This window comes from Cytobacillus solani, assembly GCF_006704205.1.
Lineage (GTDB): Bacteria > Bacillota > Bacilli > Bacillales > Cytobacillaceae > Cytobacillus > Cytobacillus solani.
This window is the reverse complement of sequence record NZ_CP041305.1, coordinates 2,638,469-2,654,538: the sequence shown is the minus strand read 5'-3', so window position 1 is coordinate 2,654,538 and position 16,070 is coordinate 2,638,469. Positions and strand designations below refer to the sequence as shown.

Annotated in this window: 15 protein-coding genes; 10 read left to right on the top strand and 5 right to left on the bottom strand. The window is 36.9% G+C overall.

The window, feature by feature from the left end; translation table 11 throughout:
* Positions 1-12 precede the first annotated feature (12 nt).
* On the bottom strand, positions 13-1,026 hold the full coding sequence (locus FI644_RS13260; protein WP_053477719.1) for an NAD(P)/FAD-dependent oxidoreductase: 1,014 nt from the start codon (positions 1,024-1,026) through the stop codon (positions 13-15).
* A 120-nt stretch (positions 1,027-1,146) separates the two neighbouring features.
* Between FI644_RS13260 and FI644_RS13255 the strand changes: the two genes are divergently transcribed.
* From FI644_RS13255 to FI644_RS13215, 9 genes are all read left to right on the top strand, one after another.
* Entirely contained in the window at positions 1,147-1,935 is a 789-nt protein-coding gene (locus FI644_RS13255) for an ABC transporter ATP-binding protein (protein ID WP_142108491.1), read from the top strand.
* Positions 1,936-2,119: 184 nt separating this feature from the next.
* Positions 2,120-3,691, top strand: coding sequence for a spore germination protein (locus FI644_RS13250; protein ID WP_380000417.1), 1,572 nt, complete (start codon positions 2,120-2,122; stop codon positions 3,689-3,691).
* A gap of 32 nt (positions 3,692-3,723) precedes the next feature.
* Positions 3,724-4,899 (top strand): Ger(x)C family spore germination protein, encoded by a 1,176-nt coding sequence (locus tag FI644_RS13245; RefSeq protein ID WP_056686218.1) that lies wholly within the window; start codon positions 3,724-3,726, stop codon positions 4,897-4,899.
* Positions 4,899-5,123, top strand: coding sequence for a hypothetical protein (locus FI644_RS13240; protein WP_053477715.1), 225 nt, complete (start codon positions 4,899-4,901; stop codon positions 5,121-5,123). Before FI644_RS13245 ends, FI644_RS13240 begins: the two co-directional genes overlap by 1 nt.
* 40 nt (positions 5,124-5,163) lie before the next feature.
* Positions 5,164-6,258: a GerAB/ArcD/ProY family transporter gene (locus FI644_RS13235; protein ID WP_142108490.1), complete on the top strand. Its 1,095-nt coding sequence runs from the start codon at positions 5,164-5,166 to the stop codon at positions 6,256-6,258.
* Between the two features lie 24 nt (positions 6,259-6,282).
* The gene (locus FI644_RS13230) at positions 6,283-7,371 is read left to right on the top strand and encodes a GerAB/ArcD/ProY family transporter (protein WP_142108489.1); all 1,089 of its coding nucleotides are present in this window, start codon (positions 6,283-6,285) and stop codon (positions 7,369-7,371) included.
* Between the two features lie 234 nt (positions 7,372-7,605).
* On the top strand, positions 7,606-8,973 hold the full coding sequence (guaD, locus tag FI644_RS13225) for a guanine deaminase (RefSeq protein WP_142108488.1): 1,368 nt from the start codon (positions 7,606-7,608) through the stop codon (positions 8,971-8,973).
* 166 nt (positions 8,974-9,139) lie between these two features.
* A complete protein-coding gene (locus tag FI644_RS13220) occupies positions 9,140-10,516 on the top strand; it encodes a HAMP domain-containing sensor histidine kinase (protein WP_142108487.1) in 1,377 nt (458 codons plus the stop codon).
* Entirely contained in the window at positions 10,513-11,196 is a 684-nt protein-coding gene (locus FI644_RS13215) for a response regulator transcription factor (RefSeq protein ID WP_142108486.1), read from the top strand. Before FI644_RS13220 ends, FI644_RS13215 begins: the two co-directional genes overlap by 4 nt.
* A 55-nt stretch (positions 11,197-11,251) precedes the next feature.
* On the opposite strand, the gene FI644_RS13210 is transcribed toward FI644_RS13215, so the two are convergent.
* Genes FI644_RS13210 through FI644_RS13200 form a run of 3 tightly spaced genes read right to left on the bottom strand, consistent with a single transcriptional unit; the run spans position 11,252 to position 13,767 of the window.
* The gene (locus FI644_RS13210; protein WP_181758120.1) at positions 11,252-12,022 is read right to left on the bottom strand and encodes an ABC transporter permease; all 771 of its coding nucleotides are present in this window, start codon (positions 12,020-12,022) and stop codon (positions 11,252-11,254) included.
* Positions 11,997-13,058, bottom strand: coding sequence for an ABC transporter substrate-binding protein (locus FI644_RS13205; protein WP_142108484.1), 1,062 nt, complete (start codon positions 13,056-13,058; stop codon positions 11,997-11,999). The genes FI644_RS13210 and FI644_RS13205 overlap by 26 nt, the downstream gene beginning before the upstream one ends.
* Position 13,059: 1 nt before the next feature.
* Positions 13,060-13,767, bottom strand: a complete 708-nt coding sequence (locus FI644_RS13200; RefSeq protein ID WP_056686239.1) for an ABC transporter ATP-binding protein — start codon at positions 13,765-13,767, stop codon at positions 13,060-13,062.
* Between the two features lie 231 nt (positions 13,768-13,998).
* Between FI644_RS13200 and FI644_RS13195 the strand changes: the two genes are divergently transcribed.
* Entirely contained in the window at positions 13,999-14,505 is a 507-nt protein-coding gene (locus tag FI644_RS13195; protein WP_056686242.1) for a VanZ family protein, read from the top strand.
* A gap of 51 nt (positions 14,506-14,556) precedes the next feature.
* On the opposite strand, the gene FI644_RS13190 is transcribed toward FI644_RS13195, so the two are convergent.
* Positions 14,557-15,921: an NAD(P)-binding domain-containing protein gene (locus FI644_RS13190; RefSeq protein WP_246066937.1), complete on the bottom strand. Its 1,365-nt coding sequence runs from the start codon at positions 15,919-15,921 to the stop codon at positions 14,557-14,559.
* Positions 15,922-16,070: the final 149 nt, after the last annotated feature.

The window sequence follows — 16,070 nt, the reverse complement described above, 5'->3', positions numbered from 1 at the left end:
AGCCCTTATTAGTTAGTTTAGTTTTCGGCGGATCTCTTTGTTTCTCTCCTTAAACACAGTATTATGAGTTGAGACCATCGCTGTTTTGCGTGCCTTTGGATCGATAAATTGCGTCAATTCATTTACTGTATTAGCTGCATCTTGAAAGGCACCAGTGATTAAATTTAGTTTTGCGTTATGCTTAATAATATCACCAATCGCAAATAAGCCGGGCACAGAGGTTGTCCCATTTGGCTGTCCATCAATATAGCTGTTTTCTACTGTTTGGATTGGAAGCTGGCAATTTCTGAGTAATGTAAAATCCCTGTCATAGCCTAAATTAATCAGCACTTCATCCACTTGATGTGTTGTGCTTTTTTCCTTACTATCACATCGCAAAGATATAATACGGTTATTATCATTCATTTCTGCATGAGCAATCGTAGAGTGATCAAAAATGTCAACTGCTTTCTCTGTTAACTGTTTGAGAAGCTCTGCAGGAATTTTTTCCTGACCCTCAGAAATGATAATCGTTACCTTTTGAGCAACATCTGCCAACGCATTTGCCCAATCAAATACTGATATCCCTTTACCAGAAACGGTAATTCTTTTATCCTTATAAAAGCTTGGAGCCTTTAATGTGTAATGCACATTTTCAAGGTGATTTTCAAAAATCGTCAGCCTTTGCGGGGAGAACATCCCACCGCCAATGGCCAGGATAATCGTTTTAGAAAAATGCTCTCCTTTATCTGAACGCGCAATAAATACATCTTCCTGTTTTTCAATACTCGTTATTTTTTCATTCAGGCAGAGAGTGGGATTAAATGTTAAGCCTTGGCGAATAATTTGATCTAAAAGCTTGCAAGCTAAAGTAGGCGGCTGTCCCCCAACATCCCATACAACTTTATCTGGATATAATTGCATCTTCCCGCCAAAATAAGGCTGTCCCTCAATAATTTTTACTTTTAGCTCTCTTAATCCACTATAAAAAGCTGCATACAAACCTGCTGGTCCGCCGCCAATTATGGTTACATCAAATATCTCCATGGTTGCAGTCCCCACTCCCTAATGTCTATTTATGATTGATTCTCATTATCAACTAGTATAAGATGAATTTAGATACAACTCAATAATGAATGAAAAGAATTCATGAAGGAAGGCTTTGGCATGAATCGTCTATTAACGAAAGACTTATCTGTCGGTTATCAAGAAAATATCATCGTTAACCAAATGAATATACAGTTTAATAGCAATGAAATTACGACCATCATCGGCCCAAACGGCTGTGGAAAATCCACTTTGCTAAAAGCAATTACACGTATTATCCCCCACTCTAAAGGAAGTATTTTATTAGACGGGCAATCCATTGCAAAGGAAAACACAAAAAAACTAGCACAAAAAATGGCTATCTTGCCGCAAACCCAAGATAGTGCAACCGGTCTAACGGTAGGCGAGCTCGTTTCATATGGAAGATTTCCTTATCAAAAAGGGTTCGGAAAATTATCACAGGCAGATTATGAAGTCATCGATTGGGCTTTACAAGTAACAAATACATTTGATTACAAATTTCGGACTGTAGATTCCCTATCAGGCGGTCAAAGACAGCGTGTTTGGATTGCCATGGCACTAGCACAGGAAACCGAGATTATCTTCTTGGATGAGCCTACCACCTATCTTGACATGGCCCATCAATTAGAAGTTTTGGAGTTGCTGAAAAACTTAAACGAATCACAGAATCGAACCATTATCATGGTTTTACATGACTTAAACCATGCCGCTCGCTTTTCCCATAACATGATTGCTTTAAAGGATGGCAATCTTATTAAAGCGGGAACAAGTGATGAGGTTATGAAGAAGGATATATTGCAGAAAGTCTTTCATATCGACGCAGAAATCAGCCGTGATCCGAGAACAGGAAAGCCGATGTGTGTGACGTATGATTTGATAAAAAAGTAAAATATGTTTAAAAAACTGTAGAGATATCTACAGTTTTTTTTGATTCTAGGTATACATTATTCTCCTTATTCCCCTCCACCCTAAGTTTCTTCATTATTTAATCACATGCATAACTTAGAAGAATTTATGGGATAACTAAGAAAGCCTGTCATTAAAAGGGAATTTTCCATAGGGGGAAATATGGTTGGTACGTCACCTAAAAAATCTACTAAAAAAAAGAAAAGAAAATCAGTCACAAGCAGATGTTCAAACAGAACCATTGGACGTCCAAATTTCTCTGTCAAACAAAGTTGAGGAAAATATCAAGTATTTTCGTTCCATGTATACTAATTGTTCGGATATTGTGATTCGGCCATTTTTAATTGGAGGAATGTTTCAAGCTTATTTCATATATATCGATGGGCTGGCAAATGTGGAAGAAACAGATGAACAAATCCTTCAGCCATTGATGAACACAACTGTAAAAAATACAAACGAAATAATGAATATGCTCGAAAATAAAATTCCTGTTACCAACATACAAAAGTTCACCTCCCTTTCCAAATGCATTGATTCTATTTCCACAGGGAATCCTCTGCTGCTAAGTGATGGAATTAATACTGGATATTCCTTCTGTCTAGCAAAATGGGAAAAACGCGGAATTGGAGAGCCGTCTGCTGAAGTAGGAATTAAAGGGCCAAGAGAAGGTTTTACGGAAACAATTAATGTAAGTACATCTCAATTACGACGGATTATCAAAAGTCCTTCTCTTAAAATGCAGGAATTATTTATCGGTCAGCTTACAAAAACGAAGATTGTTATTTCTTATATAGAGGGGATTGCTAATCACAATCTTATAGAAGAGGTACACAATCGCTTAGAACGGATTAAAATCGATGGGATTTTGGAAAGTGGATATATTGAAGAATTAATAGAAGATAATCCCTACTCCCCTTTTCCGCAAATATTAAGTACGGAGCGTCCGGATGTTGTTTGTTCCAATTTGCTGGAAGGAAGGGTTGCTATTCTAGTTGATGGGACACCATTTGTTATAGTCGTCCCAACTACATTTTTTTCGCTTTTGCAATCACATGAAGATTATTATCAACGCTTTCTAGTTAGTACGGCTGTTCGTTGGCTTCGTTATTTATTTCTAGTTATCTCACTGTTGCTCCCATCTCTATATGTCGCTATTTTAACTTTTCATCATGAAATGGTCCCTACAGCTCTATTGCTAAGTGTAGCTGCTTCACGAGAAGCCGTTCCCTTTCCTGCCCTTGTAGAGGCCCTCATGATGGAGGTTACCTTCGAAGCTTTAAGAGAAGCGGGGATTCGATTGCCGAAACAAGTTGGGGCGGCTGTCAGTATTGTTGGTGCTTTGGTTATTGGACAAGCTGCTGTCCAAGCGGGACTTGTATCAGCACCCATGGTTATTGTGGTAGCTATTACTGGCATTGCCTCATTCATGATTCCACGATATGCGATGGGCATCGGATTTCGAATCCTGCGCTTCCCCATTATTTTTTTGGCTGGGGCATTAGGTCTTCTCGGAGTTATGATGGGGATTATTGCAATCGTTGTTCATTTATCAACCATTCGTTCTTTTGGTGTTCCTTATTTAAGTCCTTTAGCTCCATTAAAAGGTACGGAACTGAAAGATACATTGATAAGATCCCCATGGTGGAAGCTTAATACGCGTCCTCATTTAACGGGTGATTATAACAAACATCGTCAATCTCCTGGTTTAAAACCTGATCCTACTAAAGGAGGAGAATAGCCTAATTTTATTTACAAAGGAGAAAATATAATATGAAGCGTTTTTTCCTATCTCTTTCTTTTTTTCTAAGTATTTTTATGCTCAGCGGCTGCTGGGATCGCGTAGAAGTCAATGATATAGCTATCATAACTGCGACAGCAATAGACCTAACAGAGGATAATCAGATTAAAGTTACCGCGCAAGTATTTATCCCTCGGGCACTCAGTGGCGGCGGCGGCTTGGGGACAGGCGGAGGAGATTTGACATTAATTCGGACAGGTATTGGCAGCAATTTGGCAGATGCTGTTTCGAAACTTCAAATGGTGCTGCCTCGAACAATCTTTTGGGGGCAATGCAAAGTTTTCATTTTTGGTATGGGACTCGCTGAAAACGGAATTCGGGAGCAGTTCGATTTCTTAGTGCGCCATCCGGAGCCACGCGGCAGAGCATTTATGTTTGTTAGTAAAGCTGATACAGAAAAGGTTCTTCAGTTACTGCCCCCTTTAGAACGATATTCCGGAGAGGTACTTAAAGAGCTATTAGATTTCAAAATTGGACTTCCTGTAACAATGAAGGACTTGGATTTAATGTTGACAAGTGATGCCCAAAACGCTGTGCTTCCGCTTATAAAAGTTTACCCTCCAAATAAAGGGAAAACAGAAAATGAATCGATACCTTATATTTCAGGTTCCGCTATATTTTCGAAAGATAAAATGATCGGCACGATAGGAGAATATGAAACACGTGGAATCATGTGGATAAAAAATATGCTAAAATATAGCACCATTTCCTTTAAAGCTGGGAATGAAGAGGAAGAGATATCAGTTAGTCCAGTACAATCTGATGTCAAACTAAAGCCAAGGATATCAAAAGATAAATGGAAAATGACGATTAAAGTACAAGCAGAAGGAGATGTGGTTCAAAATGAAACCAAGCTAAATTTAATGGATCCTGAAACAATTAAGAGGTTAGAAATTGATTTTGGAAAAAATATAAAACATCGGATTGAAGCAGCAATCGATCCGCTTCAGAAAGAATTTAATATTGATATTATTGATTTTGCGACAGAATTTCATCACCATTATCCAAAGGAATGGAAAAAGGTGAAAAACCGATGGAATGAGATATTCCCCCAAATAGAAGTAAGTGTGGATGTTAATGCCAATATTCGCAGACCTGGATATACAAGTACTCCTAGCGGGCTGCCTAAGGATGAGGTGAAAAAATAGTGAAATGGGGAATATTCTTTTGTGTCCTGATAATTATTGGGGTCATCATTTTATATGAGTGGAAAACAATAAAAACTTATCCTAAAAAAGATAGGATCACCTTTTTTATTTTACTTATAATAGCTGGAGCTCTTTCCCTTTTTGATCTTCCCAACTTACCAGGACCAGTCACACTGCTTGAAAGTATATTTCAACCATTTGGCAATTTCATGGAAAGTCTATAAATTTAATTGTTTTTGATTTCTTGTGATTGGAGGTTTAGGAATGGAGAAGGGCAAGATTTCCTCTTTGCAAATGGGGATGATCATGTATTTAACAATAATGTCCACTGCGATTTTAACAGTTCCCGGAATAACTGCGAAGTATGCTAAACAAGATTTATGGCTTTCTCCAATCTGGGCCTCACTTGTTGGATTTATGACCTTATTTATTGTTATGAGGTTGTCTAAAAACTATCCGCAGCAATCATTTTTTCAAATATGTGAACATACAGCAGGGCTTTATATAGGTAAGCTAGTAGGATTTATTTATGTTTGCTTTTTAGCTTATGTTACGGGGCAAATTATTAGAAGCTACGCAGATTTTATATTAACTGTGTATTTACCTCAAACACCAATAAGTGTCATTGTTATTTCAATGACCGTTCTTGCCGCTTTTACCGTCATTGGAGGGTTAGAAGTAATTGGAAGAGTATCACAGATTTTTTTCCCTATTTTTTTCTTTTCTATTTTTATTATTATTATTTTATTAATTCCTAAACTAAATTTAAGTTATCTATTGCCTATTATGGAAGACGGAATCCTCCCTTCCTTAAAAGGTGCCATCATCCCTCAAATTTGGTTTGGTGAATTTTTCCTAATCATATTTCTCTTTCCATTTTTATCAGATCAAAGTAAGGGAAGGAAATGGGGAATGATTACGATATTTATGGTGTTGTTCACCTTTGTAACAGCAAATTTAATTGTTCTTTTCATCTTAGGACAAAACATAGCCGGTTCCATTTACCCCTTTTTAAAAGCTACTAGATTTGTTAATTTAGGTGATTTCATCGAAAATATGGATCCAATCATCATTGCTTTATGGATTTTGGGCTCGTTTGTAAAAATAACTGTTTTTTATTATGTGACTGCGTTAGGGATCGGACAATGGCTAAATCTAACTGGCTATAAACCAATCGTTTGGCCACTCGGCATTCTAATCGTACAATTAAGCTTCTGGTCTTTACCAAATTTAATGGTTATCAATCATCATGATGAAACCGTCTCTCCTTTTCTTGGCATAATAATGCAAACTTTCATTCCATTACTATTATTAGCCATTTCTAGTATTAAGAAAAAGGTAAAACCAGTGAAGATATAATTTTTTGATGAAAGGAGTGAGATTATGGACAAAGGGAGAATTTCCTCCTTGCAAATGGGGATGATGATGTATTTGACAATTATAGCAACAGCTATTCTTACAGTTCCTTCAATTACCGCCAAATTTGCAAAGAAAGACTTATGGCTTTCTCCTATTTGGGCTTCGATCATCGGCTTTTTTACAGTTATCATTGTGATTCACTTATCAAAACGATTCCCACGGCAATCATTTTTTCAAATATGTGAGCATACAATTGGCACGCTTGCTACAAAACTTCTCGGTTTTCTATATTTTACTTTCTTTCTCATTGCATCCGGGCAAATTACTAGAACCTATGCAGAATTTATAAAGGTATTCTTTATAAAAACACCTGTGAGTGTCATTATGATTACAATGCTTTTACTTTCGGCATTTACAGTCATTGCCGGGATAGAAGTAATTGGGAGAGTTGCCCAATTATTTTTTCCGATTTTTGTCTTTTCGGTATTTATTATTATTTTTTTATTACTTCCGCAATTAGAACCTTCAAATATTTTTCCGATATTAGAAAATGGACTCCTTCCCTCTTTAAAAGGGGCAATTATACCTCAAATATGGTTTGGCGAGCTATTCCTAATTGTGTTTCTCCTCCCCTCCTTATCAGATTCTAAGGGGATGAAATGGGGTATCCTTACTGTTCTTTTAATTTTAGTCACTTTTATAATAACAAACATTACAGTTCTGTTTATTCTAAATCAAAATACTGAATTTTACATTTACCCTTTTTTATCAGCCACTCAATTAGTAAACCTTGGAGATTTCATTGAAAGTATCGAACCTATTATCATTGCGATATGGATATTAGGAACATTTATAAAAATTACTGTTTTCTACTATGTTACAATTTTAACAACAGCTCAATGGCTAAAATTATCTGATTATAAACCGATTGTTTGGCCGATTGGCATTTTAATAGTAGAAGTTAGTTTTTGGGCAGTGCCCAATTTAATGGTAAACAATCATATAGATATAACTGTTTTCCCGTTTTTATTTCCAATCATGCAGACGTTCATTCCCTTATTTATATTAGGAATGGCTGTGATAAGGAAGAAATCAAAGAGCTTAGAAATTTAATGATTAGGAGTTTATCTGCCATATGCATTCAGGAGTACTTCAGCCTTTGCCACCTTTATACACTTTTAATATTTAAGGAATGTGAATAATTAGGTTATACTTTTAGGGTACAAGCTGCCATTCCTTTTAAAAGGTTTGGGTATTGGTATCCTCAACCAGCTTATTCGAGGTGGCAGTTTTATCGGTTTCTCATCAAATGATCGAATTTACGTTTAGCAAAGGAAGAGGATAACTATGATTTCATACACGCAAGTTTTTCAAGGAACTGCTTTTTCTAGCAGCTCACCAAAGGAAGTAAAAATATTAAAAGATCATTTATTCTGTATTAATACTGATGGCATGATTGAAAAAATTGTTGCACCAGAAGAAGAAGGCTATCAAATATTAATAGATTCTTACTCAGATACAGAACAATTCCATCATTTAGCTGAAGGTCAATATTTCTTTCCTGGATTTATCGATTTACACGTTCATGCACCGCAATGGGCCCAATCTGGAACAGCCTTAGATCTTCCGCTCTATGATTGGTTAAACACGTATACCTTCCCGCTTGAGTCGAAATTTTCGGATATACATTTCGCAAAAAAAATCTACGAAGATGTGGTTACTACCCTCCTAACAAATGGAACAACTACCGCACTTTATTTTGCAACCGTTCATAAAGAAGCTAGTTTGCTGCTGGCAAAACTATGTGCTGAAAAAGGACAGCGCGGTTTAGTAGGAAAAGTTGTCATGGATCATCCTGAACAAAACCCAGATTATTATCGTGATGCAGATACGCAAACAGCATTAGCAGATACAGAAGAATTTATCCTAGCCGTTAACGAATTGGCAAAATCAGTGAAACAAGGGGTATACCCTGTAGTTACACCGCGGTTTATTCCAAGCTGTACGGATGAAGCTTTAAAGGGATTAGGCGAACTAGCTGCAAAGCATGATACATACATCCAATCACACTGCAGTGAAAGCGATTGGGCACATACCTATGTTCAAGATCGTTACGATAAAAATGACGCATTTGCTTTACATGATTTTGGTCTATTACGAGAGAAGTCAGTCATGGCACACTGTAATTTCTTAAATGACGATGATGCAGAATTATTTGCGAAAACAGGCACTGCTGTTAGTCATTGTCCAATCTCCAATGCCTACTTTGCCAATAGTGTCATCCCCATCGCCCATTTACATGCAAAGGGTGTTGAAATTGGTTTAGGATCTGACGTATCTGGAGGTTATTCACCTAGTCTATTCGATAATGCCAGACAAGCTGTTATATCTTCCAGAATGTTAGATGATGGCGTGAACCCAGCGTTGCCTGCTGAAAAACGCGGATTGCCAAATTCACGAATCACAATGAATGAAGCCTTCTTTTTCGCTACTGCTGGCGGCGGAGAAAGCCTGAGCTTACCCATTGGACGCTTAGAAGAAAACTATGCTTGGGATGTACAAATTATCGATACAACTGTCGCATCTGCAAAGCTTCCTATCTATAGTGCAAATGAGGATTTATTTGATGTCTTTCAGAAAATTATGTACTTGGTCCGGCCAGAAAACATCCGTGAAGTCTGGGTGCAAGGAGAGAAAGTTCATTCACGTATGTAATGATAGAACTACTAATAATTATCATAAGAAAAGCGCATTCCCTCACGAATGCGCTTTTTAAATCTAATAAAAATCCAGTGATTTTCATGTCCACCACTACCTCTGCATAAATTCTTCACAACTTTAGAGTAGAATAAAAGTAATTGATTGAAATTAGGTGAGTAGATTGAAGAAACTCTCTATAAAGCTTGGGATATTGTTTTTCTTGATTATATTTGGATTGATCACTGTCATGTTTTTCTTTTTACATATGGGCATTGCTGAATCTAGAGTGGAAGAAGAACTTAAAGCACTGCAAGCAAGGGGAAATTCACATAGAGCCATCCTTGAAAAGCATTTCGATAAAGAAACCATTGATCACGTTGTTTTAATGGAATCCGAATCAATGACTGATGTAATTATCACCAATAAAAATGGAAAGGTGCTCAATTCCTCATCCGAAATTGCGTCTTTAAAGAAATACTTGAAAATACCATCTTCCCCAATTACAGCTGAGGGGCAAATCGTTGAAGACAACTGGAAAGATGAACCTTATATTGCTACCATTAGTCCTGTTGAAGTTAATGGACAGCTGACAGCCTATGTCTTCATGTTTGAAAACACGGCATCTGTACATTCGCTCATACAAGGATTAAATGAGCACTTTCTTTTAGCTGGATGGATCTCCGTATGTCTGACCATTATTATTATCATCTTTCTTTCAAAAGGAATCACAAAGCCGCTTCTAAAAATGAAAGAAGCCACATCGCAATTGAGTAAAGGCCAGTTTTCAGTTTCTTTACCTATAGCCTCTGATGATGAGTTAGGTGATTTAGCAAAATCCATCGAATTATTAGCTAGAGATTTAAACTATTTAAAACAAGAAAGAAATGAGTTCCTGGCTAGTATTTCCCATGAACTGAGAACGCCCTTAACGTATATCAAAGGATACGCAGATATCGTTCAGAAACGAAAACTTCCTGATGAAGTAAGAGAAAAATATTTAAATATTATTGTGGAAGAAACAAATCGATTATCTGTATTAATCAAAGAATTATTTGATCTAGCAAAAATTGACCAAAATTCATTTGCCATCCAAAAAGAACGTATCGATTTAAGGCCGTTCTTTACAAAAATGGAGCAGAAGCTATCCCTTGCTTTTCAAGAGAAAGGCATAAATTTCACACTGCAATGCCCGCAAAAAATATTTATACAAGCAGATCCTTTGAGACTTGAACAGATTATACTCAATTTACTAGACAATTCCATCAAGTATTCTCAAGCAGGAGCAGACATCAAACTAAAGGCTTGGCAACATAAAAAATCAATTCATATTTCTATCCAAGATAACGGAAAAGGCATTCCAGAAAAGGAGATTCCACTCATCTTTAATCGTTTTTATCGGGTGGAAAAATCAAGAACACGCTCTTTAGGCGGCACGGGACTGGGGCTGGCAATTGTAAAAGAACTTGTTCAGGCGCATGGGGCTGAAATACTTGTGAAAAGCAAAGAAAATGCAGGAACCGAGGTAGAACTAATCTTTAAAGGAGAACTGAAACGATGAAGACGCTTTTACTCGTCGATGATGAACCAATGATGCTTGATTTATTATCTTTATACTTGTCTCCTATCGGGTATCATTGTATTAAAAAAGAATCTGCCCGTGAGGCAATAAACTATTTAGAAACACATCCGGTTGATTTAATTCTTTTAGACATTATGATGCCTGAAATGAATGGATTAGATGCATGTGAGAAAATCAGACAAACGTGGGACACCCCTATCATTATGCTAACGGCTATGAGTGATAAAACGGATGTTGTAAAAGGATTAAATAATGGGGCGGATGACTATATTTCTAAGCCATTTGACGAAGATGTGCTAATCGCAAGGATTGAAGCCGTTTTAAGGAGACAAAAAAATGAAACGGGAAAAATCTCTTATCGCGGTCTCTTTCTTGATCAAAACTCTTATGAGCTCCTGTATAATGGGGTGGAGGTATTATTAACACCTAAGGAATTTGCAATGATGAGCTTATTTCTAACGAACCAAAATAAGGTTTTTACGAGGGAGCATTTAATTACTTCTATTTGGGGATACGAAGTTTCAACCGAAGACCGGACCATCGACTCTCACGTCCGAAATTTACGAGAAAAGCTTCGAAAAGCCGGATTTCCTGCTGATAATCACTTGTTAACGGTTTGGGGCGTTGGATATAAATGGGCTGGGAAAGGAACATTATAATAGAAAAGCTAATCTAACAGCCACTTAATATTGTGTTAGATTAGCTTTAAAAAGTTTAAGTCCCTTGTTTATTCCATCTAAGTACATAATTTTTTACTGGATTAAGCACAAAATGATCAAGGATAAGTATAATTAATATACAAATAATCGTCCAAGCAAATACTTTCGCTGTGTTAATATTTACTCTTGCCAATGCAAGGGAATAGCCTATCCCCGAATTAGAACCTAATAATTCTGCCATAATTGTAATTCGTACAGCTGAACCAGCCGCTAATGAAAGCGCTGAGATAATCGGGACAGCCAGTCCTGGCAGAATAATGTGCTTTAAATTTTGAAGGGGCGAGGTTTTGTAAATGGCCCCCATCTCAAGTAATTGCTTATCAATATTTCGCCAGCCATCTGCCGTATTTAAATAAATGACAGGAAAAACGAGCACGCTCACAACAAAAATGGGGACAGTCGAGCTTGTTCCAAACCAAACCATTGCTAATACAACGACAATAATCGGCGGCAAGCCCATAATCATAGAATAAATTGGACGAAAGATTTCATAGACAACTTCAAACTTTCCTGCAATTAATCCACTAGAAATGGCAATGATGATGCCAATCGCTAGCCCTATAAGTATTCTGAAGCCAGACTGAGCTAGCTGGCTAATTAATTCCCCATTAATGATTAATTTTACAAATTCATCATACGTTTCGATAGGTGAAGGCAATAATATACTAGGCAAAAAATAAGAGCATACTTGCCAAATACAAAGTAATAGTAAGATAACTAAGGTTCGAATGAATCGTTTTTTACTTTTCGTAATAGAAGCCTGCATCCGGCAGTTTCCCCCCAATAATTTCAGGAGAAAGCGTTGAAATCTCATTAAAGAAAAACTCTAAATCGTCTTTTGCATCTTTTGCTGAAACAAATTGTAAATTTAACGAAGGAATGACCTGCTCAATAATCGGCTTTGGTACATCCTCATTCATTTTATTAATAATCGCTGCAGCTTCTGACGGATTTTCATTAATAAATTGAACACTTTGTTCAAATTGATTTTGTATTTCCTCTACCAATTCAGGCTGTTCCTCAATTAATGAATTGGAGACGAGGATACCAGCTTGTGGGATAAAAGAATCCCTTCCCGTTGCTTTTTTCCATTCCTCCTGCAAATTCATAATCTTTGCAAGGTTCTTTCCTTCCTGTTTCCCCTTTACAACAGATAATGTGGCTACATGTTCTGGAACAACTGCATATTTTGCTTTATCTGCAATCATAAGCTGAACAATTTCTTGCGGGGACGAAACATACTCTATCTTTATGTCCTTTGTTGGATCAATGCCATTTTTATTTAATAAATATTGAAAAACTAAATCTGGCATATCGCCTTTGAAAGGAACATGAATGGTTTGCCCTTCTAATTGCTCCCAGCTCACTTGTTCACCATTTGGACCTACTACATACAAAATACCCCAAATTAACACATTCATCAGCTTTACGTCCATCCCACGATTATATAAATTGGCTCCAACATATGTTGGGACAGCTGATATATCTGCTTGATTGGCACTAATTCGTGCACGAAGCTCATCTGGATTCTTCCAAGACATATAATTTAATTGATTCGTATATTCCTGCAAATGATTATCATCCACCACTTTGTAAATAGGTGCAGCAATTGAGATTCCTAATGGTGCTTGTATGGTTAGTTCACTTAACTTCTCTGCTGCATCTTCTTGCTTACCTGGCTCCTCATTTGCTGGAGCAGCTGACTCTTTTTCAGTTGATTGTGAACATCCTGTTAAAAATACTGTGATTATTAAGAAGAATACGAGTAGATAATGAATGTTGTTCTTATATAGTTTTTCCACGTTAAATCCCACCAACCCATTTCCTGAGTTCTAGTTCAACTTGTGATAAAAATTCGTAGTCTCTTTCATTTCTTTTTTTCGCCACTTTCATTTCATGTATGATTGAGCAGCCTTGACTTGACAGTACTAAAATTCGGTCAGCCAGTCTCAGTGCCTCCAACGGATCATGTGTGACATAGATGATTCCGATATGATTTTCATCAATTAATTGAATGACATCTTGCTGAAGTTCATTTTTTAATTTTGGATCAAGTGCGGAGAACGGTTCATCCATTAATATAAGTTCAGGATGGGTTGCTAGTGCACGAGCGATTGAGACACGCTGTTTCATGCCTCCCGATAATTTAGAAGGATAATAGTCAGCAACATGATCCAATCTAACCATTCTTAATATTTCAATTGCCTTCAGCTTTTTGACTGTTTTATTTTTTTCCTTCATAACAAATAAAATATTATCTATAACTGTTCGCCATGGCAGTAATCTTGGCTCTTGAAATACATAACCAAACTTTTTAGCATGAACGCTAACCTTCCCTCCAGTTTCGTTTATCAAGCCTGAAGTAATATTTAATATCGTTGTTTTCCCACAGCCAGAAGGGCCTAATAATGCAATCAATTCCCCTTGTCTCAAAGAAAAAGATAGATTTTCAATTACCTCCTCCTCGCAAAACCTAACCGACACAGAATCAAACTCTAGTAGTACGTTCATAGCATTCCCCTAGTATTTTTTTGTCGAGTATGATCAATCCCCTAAATGATAATAGTTTTCATTTAGAATTGTAATTGATAATGATTCTCATTACTTATGATGACAATCACACCTTGCTTATAAAATTATGGCGAAAATGTGACAGAAAATATGAATACTTCCTTGTAGGGTTTCACCTATTTCCACTCGTCTATTAAGTTAAAGGGTAAAGATTCTAGAAGGAGTTTAACTATGAAAAAAGGAATATATCCATTTTTATTTTGGACAATGCTCATTTTTTATCTATTTTTATTAATAGATTTGCTATTTTTATCAAGGGGCAGCTATAGAAGCGTAAATCTTATCCCTTTTGAAACCATCCGCAGTTATATACATGTTGATGATGGAATCCGCACCAAATGGGTAGATGTTAACGTGTGGGGAAATATACTTATGTTTGTTCCTGCAGGGATTTATCTGATGATTTTTAAAAGGAAAGTGATTAAAACATTTTTAATCATTTGTGGTTTGTCCTTAGGGGCAGAAATCATTCAATATTTATTCGCTATTGGTGCAAGTGATATTGATGACCTTATTTTAAATTCTCTAGGGGGGTTCATCGGGATACTGATTTACTTAGTATTGGAGAAAATTTTTAAAAATGGGCATCGAGTAAGAAAGCTAATAACCGTTGCTTCCGCTTTAGTTGGGATACCGGTTTTATGTATTTCAATTTTAGTAACAATCGCTAATTGGTAATTTTCATTACAATTAGCGATTGTGGTAGGGAAGCCAAAGCTTCCCTTTTTATTAATTACATGAACATGAATCATCACAACAAACTGTTTTCTTATTAAAGCTTACACTACACACACCCGTTTCAGGCAAATCAAGTTCTACTTTTTCTGCAGACGACAGATCCCCGCAAAGATAGGCTACAACTGATCTTACCTGTTCATATCCTGTCACCATTAGGAATGTTGGAGCACGTCCATAGCTTTTCGCACCAACGATATAGAAATCCTTGTCGGGCTGGCGGAGCTCTTTTTCTCCATGCGGGCGAACAGTGCCACAGCTATGAATATTCGGATCAATAAGTGGTGCTAAAGCTTCCACACTTTCTACAGCTGGATCCATTGAAACTCTTACTTCACTTAAGATTGATAAATTTGGTCTGCTGCCTGTATTTACGATGACTTCTTCTATTCCTTTCAGAATACTATCCTCGCCATTCTTAATACCTGTAATCTCCATTCCTTTTTGGGATTTTCTAACCTCCTGAATTCGGAAAGAAGTAATCACTTTTACTTTCTGCCTATCAACTAAACGATGGATACGACTACCTAATTCACCGCGTGCAGCTAGTGCATCCTTTTCTTCCCCGCCATAGGCATCTTCAACAAGTTGTTTTCTCATGATCCAATAAATTTCAGTCTCAGGGTACCTCTTTGTAAGCTCTGCTAAATCCAGTAATGTATTAATCGCTGAATGTCCACCGCCTACAACTGCTACACGTTTATTTCCATACCGTTTCTCTTCATTCCCTAATACATCTGGGATTCCATAAAATATTTGTTCATGGAGTGATTTCTCCTCCTTAAGCCATACACCACTTGAGTTCGCAGGGTTCGGATTCCCCCATGTTCCCGTTGCATCAATAACAGCTCTAGCTTCAAAAATTTTATATGTTCCATTTGACTCTGTATAGATGACAAAGGGCACATTTTCCCGATTCAGCGTTTTCATTTTGTCGATATCTTTTTTTCCAACCGATAATACCTTTGTCTGCAGCTGAATATATGGCTGGATTTCAGGAAGATTGGCAAGTGGCTTTAAGTATTGTTCAACAAGTTCTTTTCCTGTTGGCAATTTTTCTGAATCAGGATATGTCCAATTATTCTGTTCCAGCAAGCTCTTTGCAGCTTTATCAACGTTATAACGCCATGGAGAGAATAATCGAATATGTCCCCAAGTTAAAATATTTGCTCCAACCTGACTCCCCGCCTCTAGCAAAATAAAAGACTCTCCGCGACTGGCTAAATGAGCTGCAGCCGCTAAGCCTACAGGGCCTGCACCTATTATGGCGACTGGTAATTTATCATTTTTTACAGTTTTAGTGATAAAAGGTGATGTTTGTGTGGAACAGCATCCTTGTGTATGAATGACATTTGACATCGTAATTCTCCTCATTTCGCTTGATTTATTTTTAAGCCTTATGATTCCAAGTTAAAAAATGCTCATTTCTTTTTCTGCTAAAAATAACCTCTGGCAAGTGCAATCCTATTATTTATTATTTGCAAAATGCAAGTATTAAATCATGAGGG

What these genes read in the sequence shown, in the direction of transcription:
- FI644_RS13260 (WP_053477719.1), bottom strand. Translation starts at nt 1,026, where the DNA reads ATGGAGATATTTGATGTAACCATAATTGGCGGCGGACCAGCAGGTTTG.
- FI644_RS13255 (WP_142108491.1), top strand. Translation starts at nt 1,147, where the DNA reads ATGAATCGTCTATTAACGAAAGACTTATCTGTCGGTTATCAAGAAAAT.
- FI644_RS13245 (WP_056686218.1), top strand. Translation starts at nt 3,724, where the DNA reads ATGAAGCGTTTTTTCCTATCTCTTTCTTTTTTTCTAAGTATTTTTATG.
- FI644_RS13235 (WP_142108490.1), top strand. Translation starts at nt 5,164, where the DNA reads ATGGAGAAGGGCAAGATTTCCTCTTTGCAAATGGGGATGATCATGTAT.
- FI644_RS13230 (WP_142108489.1), top strand. Translation starts at nt 6,283, where the DNA reads ATGGACAAAGGGAGAATTTCCTCCTTGCAAATGGGGATGATGATGTAT.
- guaD (WP_142108488.1), top strand. Translation starts at nt 7,606, where the DNA reads ATGATTTCATACACGCAAGTTTTTCAAGGAACTGCTTTTTCTAGCAGC.
- FI644_RS13215 (WP_142108486.1), top strand. Translation starts at nt 10,513, where the DNA reads ATGAAGACGCTTTTACTCGTCGATGATGAACCAATGATGCTTGATTTA.
- FI644_RS13210 (WP_181758120.1), bottom strand. Translation starts at nt 12,022, where the DNA reads ATGCAGGCTTCTATTACGAAAAGTAAAAAACGATTCATTCGAACCTTA.
- FI644_RS13200 (WP_056686239.1), bottom strand. Translation starts at nt 13,767, where the DNA reads ATGAACGTACTACTAGAGTTTGATTCTGTGTCGGTTAGGTTTTGCGAG.
- FI644_RS13195 (WP_056686242.1), top strand. Translation starts at nt 13,999, where the DNA reads ATGAAAAAAGGAATATATCCATTTTTATTTTGGACAATGCTCATTTTT.
- FI644_RS13190 (WP_246066937.1), bottom strand. Translation starts at nt 15,921, where the DNA reads ATGTCAAATGTCATTCATACACAAGGATGCTGTTCCACACAAACATCA.